This is a genomic window from Streptomyces sparsogenes (assembly GCF_001704635.1).
Lineage (GTDB): Bacteria > Actinomycetota > Actinomycetes > Streptomycetales > Streptomycetaceae > Streptomyces > Streptomyces sparsogenes.
Window position 1 is genome coordinate 1 of sequence record NZ_MAXF01000091.1, and the last position, 19,789, is coordinate 19,789.

Consider the following 19,789-nt stretch of genomic DNA (forward strand, 5'->3'; position numbering starts at 1 on the left):
CCAGGGGAGCGCGACACGGGGCAGACGGAAGTGGGTGGACACGGGGCTGCTCGTACGGGCCTACGTGGTCCTGCACGAAGAACGGCAGCACCCTCTCGCTCCGCCTGGGCATGGGCGGACAGGCCACCGGCCTGAAAGGAGCAACCCCATGACCGAACACGCACGGCCGGACCACACCCCGGCCCGAGACGCTGAGTCGAAGGCGTGGTCCGCGTTCATCACGCACGCCGCAGTCTGCAAAGGCCGGTGCCGGACCCACGGTGAGGACTGCGAGACCGCGGCGGAACTGCGCACGGTTTGGCGCGCGGCACGCGCCGAGGTCGTCGACCAGGACAGGCCGTGACGCTAAGGAGTGCCATCAGCCTTGGAGGTGTTCACTCGGCAGGTCAACGCGCTTTTGTCGGCGGTCGTAGCCACGCCATGTCATGGACTCGGATACTGCGACGAAGGCTTGCACGAGGGGACGGTTGTCTCCTCGACGAGTGGCCATGAAGATCCGGCTCACTGCGGGAGGCCCGTCGAGTTCGAGACGCCTGGCGCCTGCGGGGAGCAGCGTCGTGACGCTGTAGGGGGCGATGGTGACGCCAAGGCCGGCGGCGACGAACATGATGATGGTGTGCCAGTTCGAGCACTCTTGCGCGACCTGGACATCGATGCCGGCGTCCCGCAACGGCTGTGTGTTCACGTCGAAAGCTTGAGCCCCTGCTGTACGTGGAAAGAGGATCAGCGGGTCAGCGGCTAGCGCCCTTGCTTCCACACGGTCACCCCTCGCGGCGGGGTGCTCGGTGGGGATGACGGCGACAAACCGCTCCGTCATCAGCAGGGAAAGATCGATATCGTCTCGCTCCTCGGCATCCCGCACGATCCCGATGTCGGCTGTCCCCCGCTCCAGGGCCGCCAGCACGTCGACCGTGAAGCCGTCGTGCAGCTTGATCTGCACGTCTGGGCGGCGGCGGGAGAATTCACGGAGCCGTTCGCTGACGATCGCGGTGGCGGACGTGATGAAGGCGACATCCAGGCGACCGGCCTCGCCGCGCCCGACACGGCCGGCCTCGTCGAGGTCGGCCGCCAGACGACCCAGAAGGTCCCTCGCCCGTGGCTGGAACGTCGCTCCCGCGTCTGTGAGGCGGACGCTTCGAGAGGTCCGCCGGAACAGCTCAACACCGATAATCTTCTCAAGCTGCCTGATCTGTTGGGACAGGGCGGGCTGGGCGATGTTCAGCCGCTGGGCGGCACGGCCGAAGTGGAGTTCCTCGGCCACAGCCAGGAAGTACCGCAGATGGCGGAGCTCGATGCGCTGATCCATAGTTCAAACTTATCGATAGAGGCAACCGCTTGTATTGGACATATGAGTAGGTGGGGTCGGAGGCTGCTCACGGGAAGCCGCACCCGAAAGGAAACCCGCCTCATGCCGCACGCAACCGCCCCAACCGTGGTCTCCTCGATCGCCTCACAGAGTGATGCCGACGCGTTCCGCGCGTTGAACGAGGAGTGGATCTCGCGCCTGTTCACCCTGCAGGAAGAGGACCGGGCAGTTCTCGGAGATCCGTTCGGCCGCATCGTGGACCCGGGCGGCGACGTGCTCCTGGCCCGAGAGCCCGGCAGCGGCACCGTCGTCGGGTGCGTCGCACTACTGGCCTACCCGGACGCCGTGCTCGAGTTGGCGAAGATGGCCGTGGCCCCCGCCGCGCAGGGACGCGGCATCGGCCGCCAACTCATAGCCGCAGCGATCGACCGCGCCCAGGCACTCGGCGGGGCCCGGCTCTTCCTCGGCACGAACAGCAGGCTGGCTCCCGCCATCCACCTCTACGAGGAAGCCGGGTTTGTCAGGATCAGCCGCGACCGATGCCCGGTGGCCGACTATTACGCCCGCGCCGACATCCTCATGGAACTGAAGTGACGCCCCCGGCGGCTGTCATTCCCCGGTCGTGGGCTCATAGTTCGCGGACCGACGCGGGCGGGAGATGGCCCGGGCCGTGTAGAAGGACGGCTGGAGCCGGCCGGTCAGCGTGAGGAAGGCGACGAACACGCCTGTGACGGTCCAGCCGGGCCATCCGGCCATACCCATGTGCAGGGGATCCAGGGTCGCCTGGGGATCGGCGAACTCCTTGACCATGCCCACACTCACCGAACTCACGAACGCGTGGCCGATGACAGCGGGTACGACCGAGCCGGAGCGCAGACGCAGCCAGGTGAAGACCGGCAGGATGAGGACGCAACTCACCAGCATGGCGGGCACCGACACGTACCAGGGCCGCCCCGGGTACTGGCCGCCCATGAGCAGCGTGGGCAGGTGCCACAAGGCGAAGGCCGCGCCGGTGACCACGTACGCCCGTATCAGGCGCCGGCGGCCACCGTCCCGTGCGAGGCGCGGGAAGAGGTAACCCTGCCAGCCCAGTTCCTCCCCGAAGAACAACGGAAGCGACACCAGCATGTTCAGCACGGCTCCGGCCGCCCACGCACCGAGCCCGTTCCAGTGCACGCCACCGAACGGGTAGCGGCCGGCGAAGGTGCCGATGACAAGAGCGGCCGTGGTGAGGCCGGCGGGGACGACGAAAGCCGTCAGGCACGCCCGTGCGGCACGCCCCCAGGGCTTGGTCCAGCGTAGGGCGAGAGTGTCCCGTACCCGGCCGCCGCGCTCGACACAGCGGACGACGAGGATCGCGGCGAGGGCAGGGGCCAACATCGCGGCCGCGATACACACCTGCTCGAGCGCGCCGGTCTCCTCGCGCGCGTCGCCGCGCCGGTAACCACTGGCCAGGAGCGGTGACATGGCCGCCCACATGCCGATGTAGGCGACAGCGAGGAAGACGAACAGGCCGCGTCGCCGGTTGGCGAGTGGTGGGGAGCCGGTTGAGAGCGTCATGGCATGGACGCTACGGATCAGCACAGGGGCGAAGAATGGAGCGCGGGCGTGTATCGACAGTGGACCCAGCCCCACTTCCGCCACGGGAGTCTGCTCTACCCGGCGAAACTGACGTCGTGGGTTTGCGGTGAGTATGGGACAGTGACACGCCGACCCCACGGCGTGTCACTGTCCGATACTCACCGCAAATCCCCTCGCGCCGTTGTGGGCAGCCGCCTTCAGGACCCCGACGGCGCCACCAGCCCCGCCTCATAGGCGAGGATCACCAGCTGCACCCGGTCGCGGGCGTCGAGTTTGGCGAGGAGACGGGTGAGATAGGTCTTGGCGGTGGCCACGCTGATGCACAGCCGGTCGGCTATCTCGGCGTTGGACAGGCCGCTGCCGACCAGGGTCAGCACCTCGCGCTCGCGGTCGGTGATGCCGCCGAGCCGCGCGCGGCGCGGGGGCGTGGTCGTGGGGCGGGCGGCGAACTCCTTGATGAGCCGGCGGGTAACGCTCGGGGCGATCAGGGCGTCGCCGGAGGCTACGACGCGGACGGCGGCGAGGATGTCGTCCAGGGCCATGTCCTTCACCAGGAACCCGGAGGCGCCGGCGCGCAGCGCGCCGTAGACGTAGTCGTCGTCGTCGAAGGTCGTCAGGACGACCACGCGGGCCGTGCCGGGGCCGGTGGTGATCAGGCGGGTGGCCTCGATGCCGTCCATGCCGGGCATCCGGATGTCCATCACCACAACGTCGGGGGCGAGTTCGGCCGTCAGCCGGACCGCTTCGGCGCCGTCTCCGGCCTCGCCCACGACCTCGACGTCCGGGGCGTCGGTGATGACCATCCGCAGGGCGGCTCGCACCAGGGGCTGGTCGTCCGCGAGGAGGACTCGTGCGGACGTGACGCCGCTGTCGTCGGGGTCCCGAGTGGTCATGGCAGAAGCGTAGGTCAGCGGGTACGCGCGTCCGCCGGGAGCGGCAGGCGGGCCGCGACCCGGAAGCCGCCGTCGGTGCCGGGTCCGGCGGTGAAGTCGCCGTCCAGGAGGGCGATGCGCTCGCGCATGCCCACCACGCCGTACCCCGTGTCGTGCCCGGCGTCCGGGGCGGGGCCCTTCCCCCGGTCGCGGACCTCGATGGCGATCTCCTCCTCGCCGTAGTCCACGCTCACCCGGCAGGAGTCGGCGCCCGAGTGGCGTACGACATTGGTCACCGACTCCTGGACGATCCGGAACGCCGCGAGGTCGAGGTCCGGGGGCAGCGGCCGGCGCCTGCCCTGCCAGCGGACCTCCACGCGGACGCCGGCGGCGGTCGTGGTCGCGGCGAGTCGCTCCACGTCGGCCAGGCCCACGGCCGGGCGCAGCGATGCGGGGGCGGCGGGCTCCTGCGGCACCTCGGCGGTCCGGGCGGTTGTCCGGGCGGTGGTTCGGCCGGCTGTCCGGGCGGTGTCCTGGCCCGCCATGCCGTCGGCCTCCCGGTCCGCCTGGCGCAGCGCGCCCAGCATCCGCCGCAGCCCGGCCAGTGTCTCGCGGCCCGTCTTCTCCACGGTGAGCATCGCCTCGCGGGCCCGGTCCGGCTGGGTCTCGATGACCCGGGCCGCGGCGCCGGCCTGAAGGGCGATGATGCCGATGCTGTGGGCCACCGTGTCGTGCATCTCGCGGGCGATGCGCAGCCGTTCCGCGGTGACGGCCTGGGCGGCGGCCCGGGCGTGCAGTTCCTCGGTGTGGAGGCGGGACTGGCGTATCGAGTTGCCGACGAGCCACGCGATGACCACGATCAGGGCGATGTACGGGTCCGAGCCGAGCGCGTCCTGCTCCCCGAGGCCCAACCGCAGGGCCAGGTAGCAGGGCAGCGTGGCGAGCGCCGCCGCGGCCGCGATGAGCGAGGTCCGCCGGGGACGGGCGGCAGCGATGTAGCAGAGGGCGATGTCCACACCCAGGTACTGCACGGGCGGGATCTCGTGCTGGCGCCACGCCACCGTCGAGAAGACCGTACCGGTGAGCAGCAACCCATAGCCCATCGACGTCCTGCGGCGGAGCTGCGCGCTTCCGGCCATGATCATCACGAACGCGATGGCGAGCAGCAGCCGGGCCGACAGCGGGTCCAGGCCGTGGCGGGGGTAGCTGAGCGAGTACTTCCGGCTCGGCGGCATCAGGACGTACTCCACGATGGGTTCCACCGCCACCACGAACCACACCAGCCCCACCCACAGACCCGGCGGTATGCGCTTGAGCAGCGGCAGAGATGGTGAGGCGGACATGGCCGGATCGTAACGGCGGGGCCGTGGGCCGGACATCGGACCGTGGCTGTACAACCAGGGTCGACACGGGCTCCGGCGATTGTCAGCGGCGGTCCGACGACGGGCGGGGCCGCCCGGCGGCACCGTTGCCCCCGTGATCGAAGTCAAGCAACTCACCAAGCGGTACGGCGGCACGACGGCCGTCAAGGACCTGACCTTCACGGTGGATCCCGGCCAGGTGACCGGGTTCCTGGGGCCCAACGGGTCGGGCAAGAGCACCACCCTGCGGATGATCCTCGGCCTGCACGAGCCCACCAGCGGCACGGTCACCGTCGAGGGCCGCCCCTTCCGCTCCCGCCCCCGCGGGCTGCGCCACGTCGGCTCGCTGCTCGACGCGCAGGAGGTGCACGGCGGGCGCAGCGCCGTGGCGCATCTGTCGGCCCTGGCCCGGAGCAACCGCATCCCCCGCCGGCGGGTGGACGAGGTGTTGGAGCGGGTCGGTCTGGCCGAGGTCGCCGGGCGCCGGATCGGGGGCTTCTCGCTCGGCATGAAACAGCGGCTCGGCATCGCGGCCGCGCTGCTCGGCGACGCGCCGGTGCTGCTCTTCGACGAGCCGCTCAACGGCCTCGACCCGGAGGGCGTGAAGTGGGTGCGCGACCTGTTCCGGGGGCTGGCCGCCGAGGGCCGCACCGTGTTCGTCTCCAGCCATCTGATGTCCGAGATGGAGCACACCGCCGACCAGTTGATCGTCATCGGCCGTGGCGAGCTGATCGCGGCGGAGAGCCTCGAGGAGTTCTCGGCCCGTGGCACCCGCCAGAGCGTCATGGTGGGCACGCCCGACACCGAGATCCTGCGGGACCTGCTGGCGGCCGAGGGCGCGGCGGTGCGCGCGGACGGCCGGCTGCTGACCGTGACCGGGCTGAGCGCGGCCCGGGTCGGGGAGATCGCCCTGGTGCACCGCGTCCCGCTGCATCACCTCAGCACCCGGTCGGGCTCTCTGGAGGAGGCGTTCATGGAACTCACCGCCGACAGCGTCCAGTACCTGGCAGGAGAGCCCCGATGACCATGACCGCCGCGCACCCCCGGGCCACCGAACCCCGCCCCCGGTTCTCTGATCTGGTCGCCGCCGAGTGGATCAAACTCCGGTCGCTGCGCTCGACCTGGCTCGGATACGGGGCCACCGCGCTGGCCGTCATCGGGTTCAACGTGGGCACCGCCTATGACACCTACCACTACTGGTCGGAGGAGGACGCGGGGGACCGGGCCGACTTCGTCCGGGACGGGATCCCGCTCCAGGAGGCCTTCACCGGGAACGCCGCCACGGTCATGGTGCTCGCGCTCGGCGCGCTCGGTGCCATGGCCGTCCTCGGGGAGTACGCCTCGGGCACCATCCGTACGGCGTTCGCGGCCGTTCCCGCGCGCCGTTCGGTGATGGCGGCCAAGGCGGTGGTGGTCACCGCTGTGACGGCCGTCTTCGGCGCGTTCGTCGCGGGGGTCTCGTTCGCCGCCACCCAGGCGATCCTGGACAGGCGGGGCCTGGGCGTCTCGCTCGGCGACCCGGGCGCGCTGCGCGTCGTGGTGGCGTCCGCGCTGCTCGCTCCGCTGTGCGCGCTCGTCGGTCTGGCCCTCGGCACGGTCCTCCGGCAGACCGCGGCCACCATGATCGCTTCCGTTGTGGTCCTCCTGGTGCTGCCGGTGGCTCTCACCGACGGCCGCCACTGGTCGGCGGTCGCCTCCCACAGCACGCTCTACCAGGCGTGGAACCGGCTGGTGTCGGTCGCGTACCACCCGCTCCACTACCCGTGGACGATCGCGGGGGCCTGGACCGTCTACGCGGTGTGGGCGGTCGCCGCGGCCGTGATCGCCGTCGCCGCCGTACACCGGCGTGATCAGTGAACGACAACTCCTCCCCAGGCGGACGACTGCCCCGCCCCTGACCGGGAAATGACCATGAGGACGCCCCGCCACCCCGGTTGGGCGTGTCACCGGACGGGTCCCGGTCGTGAAAGGAGCAGCAGGTGCGGCGGTTCGAGGGTTATGCGGTCGTACTCACCGGCGCGGGCCGGGGCATCGGCGAGGTCACCGCCCGCCGCTTCGCCGCCGAGGGCGCCCGCGTGCTGATCACCGACCTCGACGGCGAGCGGGCCGCGAAGGCGGCCGCGGCGATACGGGCCGACGGCGGCGAGGCCGAGTCGCTGGCCTGCGACGTCGCCGACCGCGCGGCGGTCGAGGCCGCCGTCGCGCACGCCGTGGACCGCTTCGGCCGGCTCGACGTGCTCGTCAACAACGCCCTGTCCTGCCACCCCGACACCCCGCTCTTCGAGGACCAGCCGGACGACGAGTGGCAGCAGGACCTCGACATCACCCTGAGCGGCGCCTTCCGCTGCGCCCGCGCCGCGCTGCCCCACCTGGCCGCGGCGGGCGGGCGGGGCGCGATCGTCAACGTCGGCTCGGTCAACGGCGAGCAGGACTTCGGCAACCACGCCTACAGCGCAGCCAAGGCGGGCCTGGCGAGCCTCACCCGCACCCTCGCCGGCGACGCCGCCCCCCGTGGCGTCCGCGTCAACCTCGTCGCCCCCGGCACCGTCCGCACCCCCAACTGGGACGGCAGGGAGGACACCCTCGCCCGCGCCGCCCACGTCTACCCCCTGGGCCGCGTCGGGGAGCCCGCCGACATCGCCGCCGCGATCACCTTCCTGGCGTCCTCCGACGCCGCCTGGATCACGGGCGTCACCCTCCCGGTGGACGGCGGGCTCCTGATCAGCAACCTGGGTCTGCAGGCCGCCTTCCGGGGCGATTCCTGACCCGCGACTCCTGACCCGCGATTCCTGACCCGTGACGCCTGACCCGTGACGCCTAACCCGTGACGCCCAGCGAGGCGAAGTCGTAACCGCCCGAGTAGGCGTCACTCGTGTAGACGTTGGTCAGCCGGGGGCCGCGCCAGCTGTAGCTCTTCATGAAGACCAGCGGGACATAGGCGGCGGCATCGGAGATCCTCCGGTTGATCTGGGCGTAGACCTCCCCGGACTTCCGGGGGTCCTGCTCGGCGATCGCCTTGTCGAAGAGGCCGTTGATGGATTCGTCGTCCAGGTCGGCGACGTTGAAATTCCCGGAGGGCGTGATGAAGCGGCCGTCGGCCAGGGGTTGCAGAAATCCCTGGCCGGTCGGGAAGTCGCCCAGCCACCGCTGGACGATGATGCCGTAGCCCTTCTTCTTGACGACCGAGGGCGTGCCCACGGTCCGGTAGTAGTCGGCGAATCCGATCTGCTTGATGTCGACCTTGATCCCGACCGAGGCCAGCGAGGACTGCAGCGACTCGGCGCCGCTCAGCTCGTCGGGCCGGCTGCCGCTCACCACGAGGGTGGTCCGGAAGCCGTTGGGTTTGCCGCAGGCCTCCAGCTCCTTCTTCGCCTGGGCGATGTCCGCCTTTCCGCCGTTCTTGACCACGTCGTACGGGTCGTCGGTGGGGTCCGCTCCCGCGATGCCCGGGGGGAGCATGTTGGTGGCGATCTCACCGCTGGCGGCGGGGCCGCCGAAGGCCGTTTGCACGGATCGCCGGTCCGCCGCGTGGACGACCGCCTTGCGGCAGTGGATGTTGTCGAACGGTTTGACGGTGCGCGGCAGGGCCAGGTAGCGGATGCCCAGGGTGTACGGGTTGTCCAGGCGTGACTTGAGCTTGTCGGTGTGCAGGGCCTTGGCGACGGCGTCCTTGGAGAGGGTGGTCGGCTCCAGGTCCACGTCGTACCGGCCGCTGAGGAGCCCGCTGCTCCGGGCGCTGTCGTTCCCCACGAAGTCGACCGTGATCCGGTCGGGCAGGGCGGTGCGGATGGGGTCGGACTTCTGCTTCCACGCCGTGTTGCGGACCAGCTCGAGCGACGTGCCCGGCCGGTACGCGCCGAATTTGTACGGCCCGGAGGAGAAGGGCCGCTTGCCGTAGTCGTCCTTGGTGTCCTTCGCCCTCGGCACGGGCGAGCCGGCCGGCATCGCCAGCATGTGCTCGAAGTCGCCGTTCGGCTTGGCGAGATGGAAGGTGATGGTCTTGGAGTCGGGCGTCTTGATGGACTTCAGGCCCAGCTCGTCGTCCTTGTAGGGGCCCTTGTACGTGCCCTTGGGGTCGAGGACCTGCTGGAGGTAGGCCGGGCCGCCGGAGATGACATCGGGGGCCCAGGCCCGCTCGATGCCGTATTTGACGTCCTCGGAGGTGATGGCCGAGCCGTCCTCCCAGGTGATGCCGTCGCGCAGGGTGTAGGTGTACGTCTTGCCGTCGTCGCTCACCTCGGCCTTGCCCGCGGCGAGGTCCGGGACCAGCTCGGCGCCGTCGTGGCCCTGCTTGGGGGCGTAGGTGACCAGCTGGCGGGTGAAGTAGCGGGAGAAGTTCCACACATAGCCGTAGTAGCCGCGCTGCGGATCCCAGGAGTCGGCGTCCAACCTGCCGACGAACTTCAGCGTGCCGCCCTTGGCCCTGGACGGGTTGACGACGCCGTGGGCCGCGTCGTTGTACTCGGGGGCGGGAGCCGGGGCCGGCTTCGGGCTGCTCGTCGCCGTCGGCGACTTGTGCGCGGCCGGCTCCTTGCCGGAGTCGTCCCCCATCCAGCCGTTAACCAGCGGGATGCCGGCGGCCAGCAGGCCGGCGGCGACCGCCGCCGCTACGGCGGAGCGGACGAGGACCCGGCGCCTGCCCGGTCCGCCGCCGGGGGCCGCGGCCGGCAGCGGAGCCGGACCCGGGGCGAAGGCCGGAGGCCAGCCGGGCGGCGGTGTGGCCGGAGGGCCGGACAGCGGCCCGGGCGGTGGCGTGGACGGTGGCCCGGACGGCGGGGGCGTGGACGGCGGCCCGGACGGCGGAGGCCCGGACAGCGGCCCGGGCGGCGGAGGCCCGGACAGCGGCCCGGGCGGTGGCGTGGACAGCGGCCCGGACAGCGGCCCGGACGGCGGGGGCGTGGACGGCGGCCCGGGCGGGGGCGGCGGGGGTGCCTGCCCGGGGGCGTACGGCGGGGCCGGCGGGCCGAAGACGGGCCCGGCGGGGGCCACGTTGTGCGCCAGGGCGAGGCCGCCCGCGGTGCCCCCGTCGCGCTTGTGCGGCAGCGGCCGCCCCCTGGCGCCCAGCGCCGCGTACACCCGCGCGTACACCGTCTCCAGGTCGAGCGGTTCGGGCCCGCCCGGCACCCCGTCGTTCAGCAGCCTGAGCAGCTCGCCGGTGAAGGCCGTGTGGGGCTCGCCGGGCGGGGCGAACGCGAAGCTGTTGTCGGGGACGGCGGCCAGCAGGCAGGCGCCCTCGATCGCCGACCGGTCGATCAGCGCCTCGACCCCGTCGACGAAGCCGGGCACCTCACGGCTGAGGCAGCAGTCGAGCAGCATCACCCGGCGGCGAGCCCGCCCGTCGAGCACGACGTCGCGCAGGGTGGCGTAGGCCAGTCCCGTGTAGGACCGCTGCCGCACCGACCCGGTGAGGCTGAGGAACAGCTCGCCGCGGCGCTGCTCGACCAGGCCGTGGCCGGCCACGTACACCAGCAGGGCGTCGGTGGCCTCCTCGGCGGCGGCCCGGACGGCGTCCAGGACCTCGACCGCGCTGCCGGGGTTCTCGATGACCGTGCAGTGCTCGGGCGCCAGCCCCCACGCGTGCGGGGCGCACAGGGCGGCGGCCAGCGCGCGGAGGTTGTTCGCCACCGCCGGGAGCGGCTCCAGGTGGTCGTAGCGGCTGGTGCCGATGAGCACCGCCCGTGAGGCGGCCGGCTCGGGCAGGACCGTCACAGCTGCCGTCCCCCCTCCGCGCCACCGGGCGCGGCGGCGATCCGCCGCGGTCCCCGCTCCCCACCGCTCACGTCCCTGTCGAACCGCAACGGGCCCCCCTTGTGTGACGACGAGCTCGTATTCTGCCTCATGCCCCGACGGCCGGAAGGGCTCAACCGGCGTGCAGCATCAGCCCGATGCCCGCCACCATCAGCCCCGCGGCCGCGAGCCTGGGGGCGCCGAAGCGCTCCTTGAAGAAGAGCGCCCCGATGGCCGCGCCCACGATGATCGACGACTCGCGCAGCGCCGCGATCGGGGCGAGCGGCGCCCGGGTCTGGGCCCACAGGACGAGGCCGTACGCGAAGACCGACAGCACGCCGCCGAGCAGCCCGCGCAGTGCGACCGGCCGCAGCTGGCGGGCGAGCGCCCCGCGCCGGGTGGCCAGCGCGTACGCGGGGACGGCGAAGCCCTCCAGGAGCATCAGCCAGGCGATGTAGCCGAGGGCGCTGCCGGAGGCGCGTACGCCCAGGCCGTCCACGACCGTGTAGGCCGCGATGGACAGGCCGGTGGCCAGGGCCGCGCCGATCGCGGGCCACTGCGGGCCGCTCCCGGGGCGCCGCCCGGAGCCCCTGATGCCCCACAGCGCCAGCCCGACCAGGCCGGCGGAGGCCACCGCGATGCCGGCGGCCTGCCGGGCGTCCGGGGTCTCGCCGAGGAACACCGCGGCGACCACCGCCACCACCAGGGGCGCGGTTCCGCGCGCGATCGGGTACATCTGGCCGAAGTCGCCCAGCCGGAAGGAGCGCATGAGCAGCACGTAGTACAGCACGTGCACCAGCGCGGAGACGATCAGCCACGGCCAGGCGCCCGCCGCGGGCAGCGGGGTGAAGCAGACCATCACCGCTCCGCACAGCGCCCCGCCGCCGCCCACCAGCGTGAAGGCGAGGAGCTGGTCCTTGATGCCGTGCGCGATGGCGTTCCAGGCGGCATGCGTGACGGCGGCGACGAGCACCGCCAGCGCGACGAGCGGGGTCACGCGGCGGACTCGGACACGGAAGTACGTGTAGTCGGCATGCGCATGACCCTACGCTCGGCGGTGGGTCACGGGCCAGGCCGCGCGCCCGCCGCGCGGGGCAGCGCCCGGAAGGCCCCGGCCAGGCTCAGTAGTCGCCCGGCTCAGTAGCCGCCCGGCTCAGTAGTCCTTGAGCAGGTACGAGGGGACGACGTCCGACTCGGCCCGGAGGCCGGTGGTGAACTCCTCCGCCTCCACCTCGCCCAGCTCGACCGCCTTCCGGGCCTCCACCATGGCCTTGTTGATCAGCGCCAGCTCCTGGTTGCCGGTCACATACGCGCGCAGCTCCCGCTCGTAGGCGGCGAAGGCGGCCTCGTGGTCCCCGTCGGCGGCCTTCAGCTCGCCCGCCAGGACGTACGCGGCGACCAGGGCCACGCTGGTGCCCTGGCCGGACATGGGCGAACCGCAGTAGCCCGCGTCGCCGAGCAGCGTCACCCGGCCGCGCGACCAGGAGTCCATGCGGATCTGGGCCATGGAGTCGAAGTGGAAGTCCGGCGCCCCCCACATGTGCTCCAGCAGCCGGGGCATTTCCCAGCCGGCCCCCGCGTACTTCTCGGCGATCAGCCGCTTGTGGGCGCGCGGGTCGCGGGAGCGGAGCTCGGCCGGGGGCTCGTCCCACTCGAATCCGGCGTAGACGCGCAGCTCCCGGTTGTCGCGGACGCTCATCACCAGACCGCCCCACAGCGCGCCCCGCATCCGGTAGACGACCTGCCAGCGGTCGAGGCCGAGGATGTTGGGCGCCGTCCACACGGCCAGCGAGGTCCCCAGGTGGTGCAGGAAGTCCTCCTCGGGACCGAAGGCCAGCCGCCGGGTGTGGGAGTGCAGCCCGTCGGCACCGACGACCAGGTCGAAGACGCGCTTGGCGCCGCCGCGGAAGACGACCCGCACCTCCTCGGCGTCCTGTTCCAGCCGTTCGACGGAGTCGCCGAAGACGTACTCGATGCCGTCGCCGCCCGCGTCCGCGACGATCGTGGCGAGGTCGTCGCGCAGGATCTCCACGTCGGGGCTGTCGAGCTCGCCGCCGCTGACGGTCCGCTCGGTGGTGCGGAACAGCTCCCGGCCCTCGTCGTCGACCACCGACATCCCCCGCAGGCCGGTGGCGTGGGCGCGGATCCGGTCCAGGACGCCCATGCGTTCGGCCACCTCCAGCGCCGGGCCGCGCACGTCGATCGCGTGTCCGCCCGGGCGCGGCCCGGCGGACTGCTCGACGACCGTGACGTCGTATCCGTACCGGTCCAGCCAGTAGGCGAGCGCGGGCCCGCCGATGCCGGCGCCGGATATCAGGACGCTCTGCTGACGGCTCTGGTGACGCATAGTGACTCCCCAACAGTCCCTCGGTGATGGTCGGACAGCCCGATGCTGGCCCGGGCCGCCGACGCGCCACCGACGCGGAGCCGACAGGCGCGCGGATACGCCGACGCGGCGCCGACAAGGCCCTTTCAGGCCCCGCCGACGCCGCGTCCGCCGTCCGTGGGAGGTCGCCCGGGTCAGCCCGCGCGCAGCACCGAGGCCACGATCGGCCCGGCCGAGTCGCCGCCGTGGCCGCCCTGCGGGACCACGGCCGCCGCCGCGAGGTCCCCGCGGTAGGCGGTGAACCAGCCGTTGGGCTCCTTCTGGCCGTCGACCTCCGCCGAGCCGGTCTTCGCGCCGAAGTCACCGCTCATCCCGGACATCGCCTGGGCGGCGGTGCCCGAGGTGGCGGTCAGCTTCATCAGGCTCTTCAACTGCTGCCGGGTGCCCGGCTTCAGGCCGCGCGCGGCCTTGGCCAGGGTCCGGCCGTCCACGCTCGGGGAGACCAGGTACGGCTGGCGGAAGACGCCGCTGGCGACGGTGGCCGAGACCGACGCCATGTTGAGCGGGTTCATCCGCACCCCGCCCTGCCCGATCAGCGAGGCGCCCTTGGAGGCGGCGGACTGCACCGGCACCGCGCCGTCGAAGGAGGAGATGCCGGTCTTCCAGTTCAGCCCGATCCCGAAGACGTCCCGGGCCTCCTTGGTGAGGTCGTCGTCGGCCAGCTTGGGGGCCTGGCTGATGAAGGCCGTGTTGCAGGAGCGGGCGAAGCTCTGCTCGAAGCGGCCGCCCTTGATCTCGAACTTGTCGTCGTTCTGGAACTTCCAGCCGCCGTACGAGAAGTACTTCGGGCACGGGTGCGGCTTGCCGTAGCCCGCCAGTCCCTTGTCGATCAGCAGCGCCGAGGTGATGACCTTCATGGTCGAGCCGGGCGCGTACGACCCCTGGAAGGCGGTGTTGAACCCCTGAGCGGGGGAGTTGGCGACCGCCAGGACCTCGCCGGTGCTGGGCTTGATCGCCACCACCGCGGCCTTGGACCGCTTGTTCACCGCCCGCTCGGCCGTGGTCTGCAGCTTCGCGTCGATCGTGGTGCGGAGGGTGCCGGGCTTGCCCTTGGTGAGCACCTTCAGCGTCTCGTCGGGGGTCTTGGAGCCCTTGGCGCGGGAGATCCAGGTCTCCACGCCCGCCGTGCCGCCCGCCTTCTTGCCGTACCGCTCCCGGAGGCCGTCCAGGATCGCCTTGAGCGTCGGGTGGTCGGCGGCGCGCAGCTCCGCGCCGTCGCGGTCGACGGCCTTGACCGGCGGCGTGCCCGCCGGGCCCGTCTTGAGGGCGTCCCCGGCCCGCAGCTTCGGGTGGACGACCGACGGCTTCCAGTCGACGACCGCCGCCCCGGTGGTCTTGTCGCGGGTGACGGTCAGCGCGGATTCATACGTCCAGGGGACCTGCCGCCCCCCGTAGGAGATCCGGGCGTTGACCGTGAACGGCACCGTCCGGCCGGTCCGCTGCCCCGCCGTCAGCGCCACCTTGCCGATGTGGGCCGCTTCACGGTAGGCGGTGAGCGCGTCGGCGGCGGCCTTCTCGTCGTCCGTCAGCGCGGCGGCCTTCCCGGCCTCGCCCGCGGACCAGGCGGCGAGGAAGTCCCGGGCCGTGGCCTTGACCTCGGCCGCGCTGGGCGGGCCGGTCTTCACCTTCTTGACCACCGGCTTGTCGTCGCCCGACCCGGCCCCGGCGCCGTCCTTCGATCCGGCCGAGCCGTCCTGACCGCCACCGCAACCGGCGACCCCGACCATGGCGGCGAACACCGCACCGATGACCGCGGCTCTCGCGCCACTCCGCATTGCAGAACCCCCACAGTCCCTCGAAGCCCTCCACCACTCGATGGAGGTCGTGGTCCGGGGCACTCTACCGGCATCCCGCGCCCCGCCCGGGCCCCGCACGGGCCGCTCTAGATCCAGGTGTCGAGCCAGATCCGGGCCCGCCACTGGTCCATGGGCAGGGTCTGGCCCGTGTAGAGGGGGAAGAAGTAGATGAAGTTCCAGAAGATGAGCAGCACCAGCACGCCCGCGGCGACCGTGCCCACCACCCGCCGGTTCTCCCTCGCCCCCGGCGGCCCCACGATGGCCCCGACCATCATCGCCACCGCCAGGCACAGGAACGGCACGAAGACGACGGCGTAGAAGTTGAAGATCGTGCGCTCCTGGTAGAGGAACCACGGCAGATAGCCCGCCGCCAGCCCGCACAGGATCGCGCCCGCCCGCCAGTCGCGCCGCAGCGCCCACCGGAACAGCAGGTAGGCCACCGCGAAGCAGGCCGCCCACCACAGCAGGGGGGTGCCCAGGGCCAGCACCTCGCGGGCGCACTTCTCGGTCGCGTCCTTGGGGCAGCCGGCCTCACCCGGGGAGGGGGACTCGTAGAAGTAGGAGACCGGGCGGGACTGGATGATCCAGCTCCACGGGTTGGACTGGTAGATGTGCGGGTCGTTCAGCCCGACGTGGAACTTGTAGACCTCGTGCTCGTAGTGCCACAGGCTGCGCAGCGGGTTCAGCCAGGCGAGGGGGCCGTGGTCGCTGTAGCCGCCGCCGCCCTGAGACGTCGGCGTCTCGGCCCAGTGGCGGAAGTAGCCGCTGTGGGTCCAGCCGGTCCGGGGGCTGTAGCTGCCGCTGTTGGCGAACCAGCCCCACCAGGTGGCCAGGTAGGTGACGAGCGCCACGGGCACGGTGGACAGGAAGGCCCACGGGGTGTCGCGGCGCAGCACCGAGAGGAAGGGGCGGCGGGCGCCGGCCGTGCGGCGGGCGCCGATGTCCCACAGGACCGTCATCACGCCGAAGGCGGCCAGCACGTACAGGCCGTTCCACTTGGTGCCGGTCGCGAGACCCAGCATGACCCCGGCCGCGATCCGCCACGGCCGCGCGCCGAGCTTCAGCCGCGCGGCGACCTCCGCGTCGGGCCGGGCGGTGCCGTCCGGGGCGAGGGGCAGGGCGGCGGCGAGCCGCGCCCGCGCCTGGTCCCGGTCGACCAGCAGGCATCCGAAGGCCGCCAGGACGAAGAACATGACGACGATGTCGAGCAGCGCGGTGCGGCTCATCACATAGTGCAGACCGTCCACGGCCAGCAGCGCGCCCGCCAGGCACCCCAGGAAGGTGGAGCGGAACAGCCGCCGCCCGATCCGGCACAGCATCAGCACCGACGCCGTGCCGAGCAGCGCGACCATGAACCGCCAGCCGAAGGGGGTCAGGCCGAAGAGCTGCTCGCCGACCGCGATCACCCATTTGCCCACCGGGGGGTGGACGACGTACCCGGCGGCGTCGCTCAGCGGGATCTGCTGCGGGTCCGCCATGATCTTGGCGTTGGCGTTCTTCGGCCAGGTGCCCTCGTAGCCGAGCTGGAGCAGCGCCCAGGCGTCCTTGGCGTAGTACGTCTCGTCGAATATGACCTTGTGCGGGCTGTCCAGCCGCCAGAAGCGCAGCAGCCCGGCGAACAGCGCGACCAGCAGCGGCCCGCCCCAGCCGGTCCAGCGGGCGATCCGCGCCGCCGCCGGCGGGGCCGCGCCCAGCGCCTCCCACAGCCGGGTCCCCGGCTCCGGGTAGGGGGGCACCAGCCGCTCCCGTACGTCGGACCGCGGCCGGCCCGCGTATCCGAAGCGGCGCAGCCGCCGCTGCCAGGCGGGCGGATGCTGGCCGGCGGCTCGGCCCGGCTGGGCGTGGGTCGCGGTGTCACTCGTCACCCGGCCATCGTAGGGAAGCGGTGCGTGGGAGTGGGGGGCCAAGTCGCCCGGCCGGGGGTCGGCCGGGCTCCCGGCCCCGCCGGGAGGGGCCGCGGGGCGCCGGCCGGGACTGCGGGCCCGCCGGCCGGGGCCCGCCCGCCGGCCGGGGCCCGCCCGCCGGTCTCCGGCCCCGCCGGCCGGGGCCGCGGGGACATCGGGGTTCCGGGGCCCGGCGGCCCGGCTGCGAGGATGGGTCGCGTGACAGGAACGCTCGTACTGGCAGGGACCCCCATCGGCGACACGCGGGACGCGCCCCCGCGGCTGGTCGCCGAGCTCGCCGAGGCCGACGTGGTGGCCGCCGAGGACACCCGGCGGCTGCGCCGCCTCGCCCAGGCGCTGGATGTGCGGCCGGGCGGGCGGGTGGTGTCGTACTTCGAGGGCAACGAGGCGGCCCGTACCCCCGAGCTGGTGGAGGCGCTGGCCGGTGGCGCGCGGGTGCTGCTGGTGACCGACGCCGGGATGCCGTCCGTCTCCGACCCCGGCTTCCGCCTGGTCGCGGCGGCCGTCGAGCGGGGGATCAAGGTCACCGCGGTGCCCGGCCCGTCGGCCGTGCTCACCGCCCTCGCGCTGTCCGGGCTGCCGGTGGACCGCTTCTGCTTCGAGGGCTTCCTGCCGCGCAAGGCGGGGGAGCGGCTGGGGCGGCTGCGGGAGGTCGCGGCCGAGCGCCGCACGCTGGTGTACTTCGAGGCGCCGCACCGCCTGGCCGACACGCTGGCCGCGATGGCCGAGGTGTTCGGCGCGGACCGGCGGGGCGCGGTGTGCCGGGAGCTGACCAAGACGTACGAGGAGGTCAGGCGCGGCCCGCTGGAGGAGCTGGCGGCCTGGGCGGCCGAGGGCGTACGGGGCGAGATCACCGTGGTGGTCGAGGGGGCCGCCGAGCCCGGGCCCGGCGCGGCCGACCCGGCCGAGCTGGCCCGCCGGGTCGCGGTGCGGGAGGAGGCGGGGGAGCGCCGCAAGGAGGCCATCGCGGCGGTCGCGCAGGAGGCGGGCCTGCCCAAACGGGAGGTGTTCGACGCCGTCGTGGCGGCAAAGAACGCGGCAGGAACGGAGCCACGCGAAGGTAAAGGGAAAGGCTGAAAAGCAAAGGTTGGGCCGGGTGGCGGGGGTGTTGTGGCATCCGGCCGCCAAATCTCCCTCAAGAGGTGGAAGGGCGGCTGCGCTCCGGGGCCTCGAAGGCGTCCACTAGGAGGTGGGACGTCCAGTCCCGGAAGACTTGTCCTGCGGACAAGAGGAGTTGCCATGAGCGAAATCGCGGGTACCTCGAGCGGCGTTCGCCCGATAGCCCACACCACCACCGGCGCGACGGAGGGGGAGGTCGCCCATGAGGCGTACGCCTTCGCGTGCATGAAGTGCGGGCACGGCTGGGAGCAGTCGTACGACATCGAGCACCATGTGGACGCCGAGGGGAGGGCGTTTGTCGTCTACTTCACCGACGGCATGCGCGTCCGGTCCCCGCTGACCAGCCCCAACTGCCACAACTGCGGCGCCGACCTCGTGCGCATCATGCGTTCGGGTCAGGTGTCCACGGCCCTCAGGAGCCTGGGCTCCCAGCCCCGCCGGCGCGGCCGGCGGGGGGCCGCCGAGGCCCCCGACAGCCCGCCGGCCGGACCGCCGGCGCAGCAGGACGGGCAGCGGCGCCACCACTGGCACCTGTCGGATCTGCTCCACCCGTTCCAGAACCACCGGAAATGAACCGCTGGAAGTGAAGCGGCGGAAGTGAAGCGGCGGAAGTGAGCCGCCGGAAGTGAGTTCGGCCACGCGCATATGAGCCGGACCGTATCCGAATGAGCGCCGGAGCGCGATTCATTGCATTTCGCCGGCAAATAGAATCGCGCTCATGGCGCAGACGCAAAAAGAAAAGGACCTGCCCCCGCCGCTCCCCGAGCCGCTGCGGGTGCCGGTCGCCGATTCGCACACCCACCTGGACATGCAGTCGGGCACCGTCGAGGAGGCCGTGGCCAAGGCCGCGTCGGTCGGCGTGACCACCCTCGTCCAGGTGGGCTGCGACCTCGCCGGGTCGCGCTGGGCGGCGAAGACGGCCGAGGCCCACGAGAACATCTGGGCCACCGTGGCGCTGCACCCCAACGAGGCGCCGCGCATCGTCCACGGGGACCCGGACGGCTGGTCCCGGCAGGGCGCGCGGGAGCCCGGCGGCGAGGCGGCCCTGGACGCCGCGCTGGAGGAGATAGCGGCCCTGGCCGCGCTCCCGCAGGTGCGGGGCGTCGGCGAGACCGGCCTCGACCACTTCCGCACCGGACCCGAGGGCAGGGCCGCCCAGGAGAAGTCCTTCCGCGGCCACATCGCCATCGCCAAGCGGCACGGCAAGGCGCTGGTCATCCACGACCGGGACGCCCACGAGGACGTGCTGCGGGTGCTGGCCGAGGAAGGCGCGCCCGAGACCGTCGTCTTCCACTGCTTCTCCGGCGACGCCGCCATGGCGAAGATCTGCGCCGAGCGCGGCTACCACATGTCCTTCGCGGGCAACGTCACCTTCAAGAACGCGGCCCCGCTGCGCGAGGCGCTCGCCGTCGCCCCGCTCGACCAGGTGCTGGTGGAGACCGACGCGCCCTTCCTCACCCCCGCCCCGTACCGCGGACGGCCTAACGCCCCGTACCTCGTTCCGCTCACCCTGCGGGCCATGGCGGAGGTCAAGGGCGTGCCCGAGGACACCCTCGCGGCCGCCGTGGCGGCCAACACCGCGCGGGTTTTCGGCTATCGCGCGCCGGTCTCCGCGACCCGCGAGCCCGGGGAAGGGCGTCACGTACAGTAATCGTACCGCTTTGGAGAGTCGTCGCCGCTCCGCTACAGTCCCGGGACCCGTGCCCTGACCAGTGGACTTGTGGAGTGTTGCCGGAG

At 72.5% G+C, this 19,789-nt stretch carries 17 protein-coding genes; 8 read left to right on the forward strand and 9 right to left on the reverse strand.

The annotated features are described in order from the left end of the window. The first annotated feature begins 148 nt into the window (after positions 1-148). On the forward strand, positions 149-343 hold the full coding sequence (locus BBH68_RS17835; RefSeq protein WP_065963597.1) for a hypothetical protein: 195 nt from the start codon (positions 149-151) through the stop codon (positions 341-343). Positions 344-358: 15 nt separating this feature from the next. Here the strand turns inward: BBH68_RS17835 and BBH68_RS17840 are convergent, their stop codons facing one another. Next, positions 359-1,306 carry a LysR family transcriptional regulator gene (locus BBH68_RS17840; protein WP_245738099.1) on the reverse strand — a complete coding sequence of 316 codons (948 nt, stop codon included), beginning with the start codon at positions 1,304-1,306 and terminating at the stop codon, positions 359-361. 102 nt (positions 1,307-1,408) lie between these two features. On the opposite strand from BBH68_RS17840, the gene BBH68_RS17845 reads away from it, so the two are divergent. Beyond that, complete coding sequence (locus BBH68_RS17845; RefSeq protein ID WP_065963600.1) at positions 1,409-1,900, forward strand: GNAT family N-acetyltransferase; 492 nt, start codon at positions 1,409-1,411, stop codon at positions 1,898-1,900. 15 nt (positions 1,901-1,915) lie between these two features. Here BBH68_RS17845 and BBH68_RS17850 read toward each other — a convergent pair whose 3' ends face one another. The 3 genes from BBH68_RS17850 to BBH68_RS17860 form a co-directional block, all read right to left on the reverse strand. Further along, positions 1,916-2,866 carry a CPBP family intramembrane glutamic endopeptidase gene (locus BBH68_RS17850; protein ID WP_065963602.1) on the reverse strand — a complete coding sequence of 317 codons (951 nt, stop codon included), beginning with the start codon at positions 2,864-2,866 and terminating at the stop codon, positions 1,916-1,918. Positions 2,867-3,084: 218 nt separating this feature from the next. Further along, on the reverse strand, positions 3,085-3,780 hold the full coding sequence (locus BBH68_RS17855) for a response regulator (protein WP_065963603.1): 696 nt from the start codon (positions 3,778-3,780) through the stop codon (positions 3,085-3,087). Between the two features lie 14 nt (positions 3,781-3,794). Next, positions 3,795-5,102 carry a sensor histidine kinase gene (locus BBH68_RS17860; RefSeq protein WP_174589040.1) on the reverse strand — a complete coding sequence of 436 codons (1,308 nt, stop codon included), beginning with the start codon at positions 5,100-5,102 and terminating at the stop codon, positions 3,795-3,797. A 133-nt stretch (positions 5,103-5,235) separates the two neighbouring features. Here BBH68_RS17860 and BBH68_RS17865 point away from each other — a divergent pair, with 133 nt between their 5' ends. The 3 genes from BBH68_RS17865 (at position 5,236) to BBH68_RS17875 (ending at position 7,885) form a co-directional block, all read left to right on the forward strand. Next, positions 5,236-6,144, forward strand: coding sequence for an ABC transporter ATP-binding protein (locus tag BBH68_RS17865; RefSeq protein WP_065963606.1), 909 nt, complete (start codon positions 5,236-5,238; stop codon positions 6,142-6,144). After that, positions 6,141-6,977, forward strand: a complete 837-nt coding sequence (locus BBH68_RS17870; protein WP_065963607.1) for an ABC transporter permease — start codon at positions 6,141-6,143, stop codon at positions 6,975-6,977. Before BBH68_RS17865 ends, BBH68_RS17870 begins: the two co-directional genes overlap by 4 nt. Positions 6,978-7,099: 122 nt before the next feature. After that, positions 7,100-7,885, forward strand: coding sequence for an SDR family NAD(P)-dependent oxidoreductase (locus BBH68_RS17875; protein ID WP_065963608.1), 786 nt, complete (start codon positions 7,100-7,102; stop codon positions 7,883-7,885). Positions 7,886-7,937: 52 nt separating this feature from the next. On the opposite strand, the gene BBH68_RS17880 is transcribed toward BBH68_RS17875, so the two are convergent. The 5 genes from BBH68_RS17880 to BBH68_RS17900 form a co-directional block, all read right to left on the reverse strand. Then, on the reverse strand, positions 7,938-10,829 hold the full coding sequence (locus tag BBH68_RS17880; protein ID WP_065963610.1) for an ABC transporter substrate-binding protein: 2,892 nt from the start codon (positions 10,827-10,829) through the stop codon (positions 7,938-7,940). A gap of 151 nt (positions 10,830-10,980) precedes the next feature. Continuing rightward, positions 10,981-11,844, reverse strand: a complete 864-nt coding sequence (locus BBH68_RS17885) for a DMT family transporter (protein ID WP_065963612.1) — start codon at positions 11,842-11,844, stop codon at positions 10,981-10,983. 156 nt (positions 11,845-12,000) lie between these two features. After that, a complete protein-coding gene (locus tag BBH68_RS17890; protein WP_065963613.1) occupies positions 12,001-13,194 on the reverse strand; it encodes an FAD-dependent monooxygenase in 1,194 nt (397 codons plus the stop codon). A gap of 173 nt (positions 13,195-13,367) precedes the next feature. Next, positions 13,368-15,008: a penicillin-binding transpeptidase domain-containing protein gene (locus BBH68_RS17895; RefSeq protein ID WP_065963615.1), complete on the reverse strand. Its 1,641-nt coding sequence runs from the start codon at positions 15,006-15,008 to the stop codon at positions 13,368-13,370. Positions 15,009-15,115: 107 nt separating this feature from the next. Continuing rightward, positions 15,116-16,894 (reverse strand): dolichyl-phosphate-mannose--protein mannosyltransferase, encoded by a 1,779-nt coding sequence (locus BBH68_RS17900; protein ID WP_065963616.1) that lies wholly within the window; start codon positions 16,892-16,894, stop codon positions 15,116-15,118. A gap of 237 nt (positions 16,895-17,131) precedes the next feature. Here BBH68_RS17900 and rsmI point away from each other — a divergent pair, with 237 nt between their 5' ends. The 3 genes from rsmI to BBH68_RS17915 all read left to right on the forward strand — a co-directional run bounded on the left by rsmI (position 17,132) and on the right by BBH68_RS17915 (position 19,703). Continuing rightward, positions 17,132-18,010, forward strand: coding sequence for a 16S rRNA (cytidine(1402)-2'-O)-methyltransferase (rsmI, locus tag BBH68_RS17905; protein WP_065963618.1), 879 nt, complete (start codon positions 17,132-17,134; stop codon positions 18,008-18,010). Between the two features lie 162 nt (positions 18,011-18,172). Continuing rightward, complete coding sequence (locus BBH68_RS17910; RefSeq protein ID WP_065963620.1) at positions 18,173-18,625, forward strand: hypothetical protein; 453 nt, start codon at positions 18,173-18,175, stop codon at positions 18,623-18,625. 145 nt (positions 18,626-18,770) lie between these two features. Then, complete coding sequence (locus BBH68_RS17915; protein WP_065963622.1) at positions 18,771-19,703, forward strand: TatD family hydrolase; 933 nt, start codon at positions 18,771-18,773, stop codon at positions 19,701-19,703. Positions 19,704-19,789: the final 86 nt, after the last annotated feature.

Bases quoted from the DNA above. Each gene is read 5' to 3' on its own strand.
- BBH68_RS17835 (WP_065963597.1), top strand. From the start codon at position 149: ATGACCGAACACGCACGGCCGGACCACACCCCGGCCCGAGACGCTGAG.
- BBH68_RS17840 (WP_245738099.1), bottom strand. From the start codon at position 1,306: ATGGATCAGCGCATCGAGCTCCGCCATCTGCGGTACTTCCTGGCTGTG.
- BBH68_RS17845 (WP_065963600.1), top strand. From the start codon at position 1,409: ATGCCGCACGCAACCGCCCCAACCGTGGTCTCCTCGATCGCCTCACAG.
- BBH68_RS17850 (WP_065963602.1), bottom strand. From the start codon at position 2,866: ATGACGCTCTCAACCGGCTCCCCACCACTCGCCAACCGGCGACGCGGC.
- BBH68_RS17855 (WP_065963603.1), bottom strand. From the start codon at position 3,780: ATGACCACTCGGGACCCCGACGACAGCGGCGTCACGTCCGCACGAGTC.
- BBH68_RS17860 (WP_174589040.1), bottom strand. From the start codon at position 5,102: ATGTCCGCCTCACCATCTCTGCCGCTGCTCAAGCGCATACCGCCGGGT.
- BBH68_RS17870 (WP_065963607.1), top strand. From the start codon at position 6,141: ATGACCATGACCGCCGCGCACCCCCGGGCCACCGAACCCCGCCCCCGG.
- BBH68_RS17890 (WP_065963613.1), bottom strand. From the start codon at position 13,194: ATGCGTCACCAGAGCCGTCAGCAGAGCGTCCTGATATCCGGCGCCGGC.
- BBH68_RS17895 (WP_065963615.1), bottom strand. From the start codon at position 15,008: ATGCGGAGTGGCGCGAGAGCCGCGGTCATCGGTGCGGTGTTCGCCGCC.
- BBH68_RS17910 (WP_065963620.1), top strand. From the start codon at position 18,173: ATGAGCGAAATCGCGGGTACCTCGAGCGGCGTTCGCCCGATAGCCCAC.
- BBH68_RS17915 (WP_065963622.1), top strand. From the start codon at position 18,771: ATGGCGCAGACGCAAAAAGAAAAGGACCTGCCCCCGCCGCTCCCCGAG.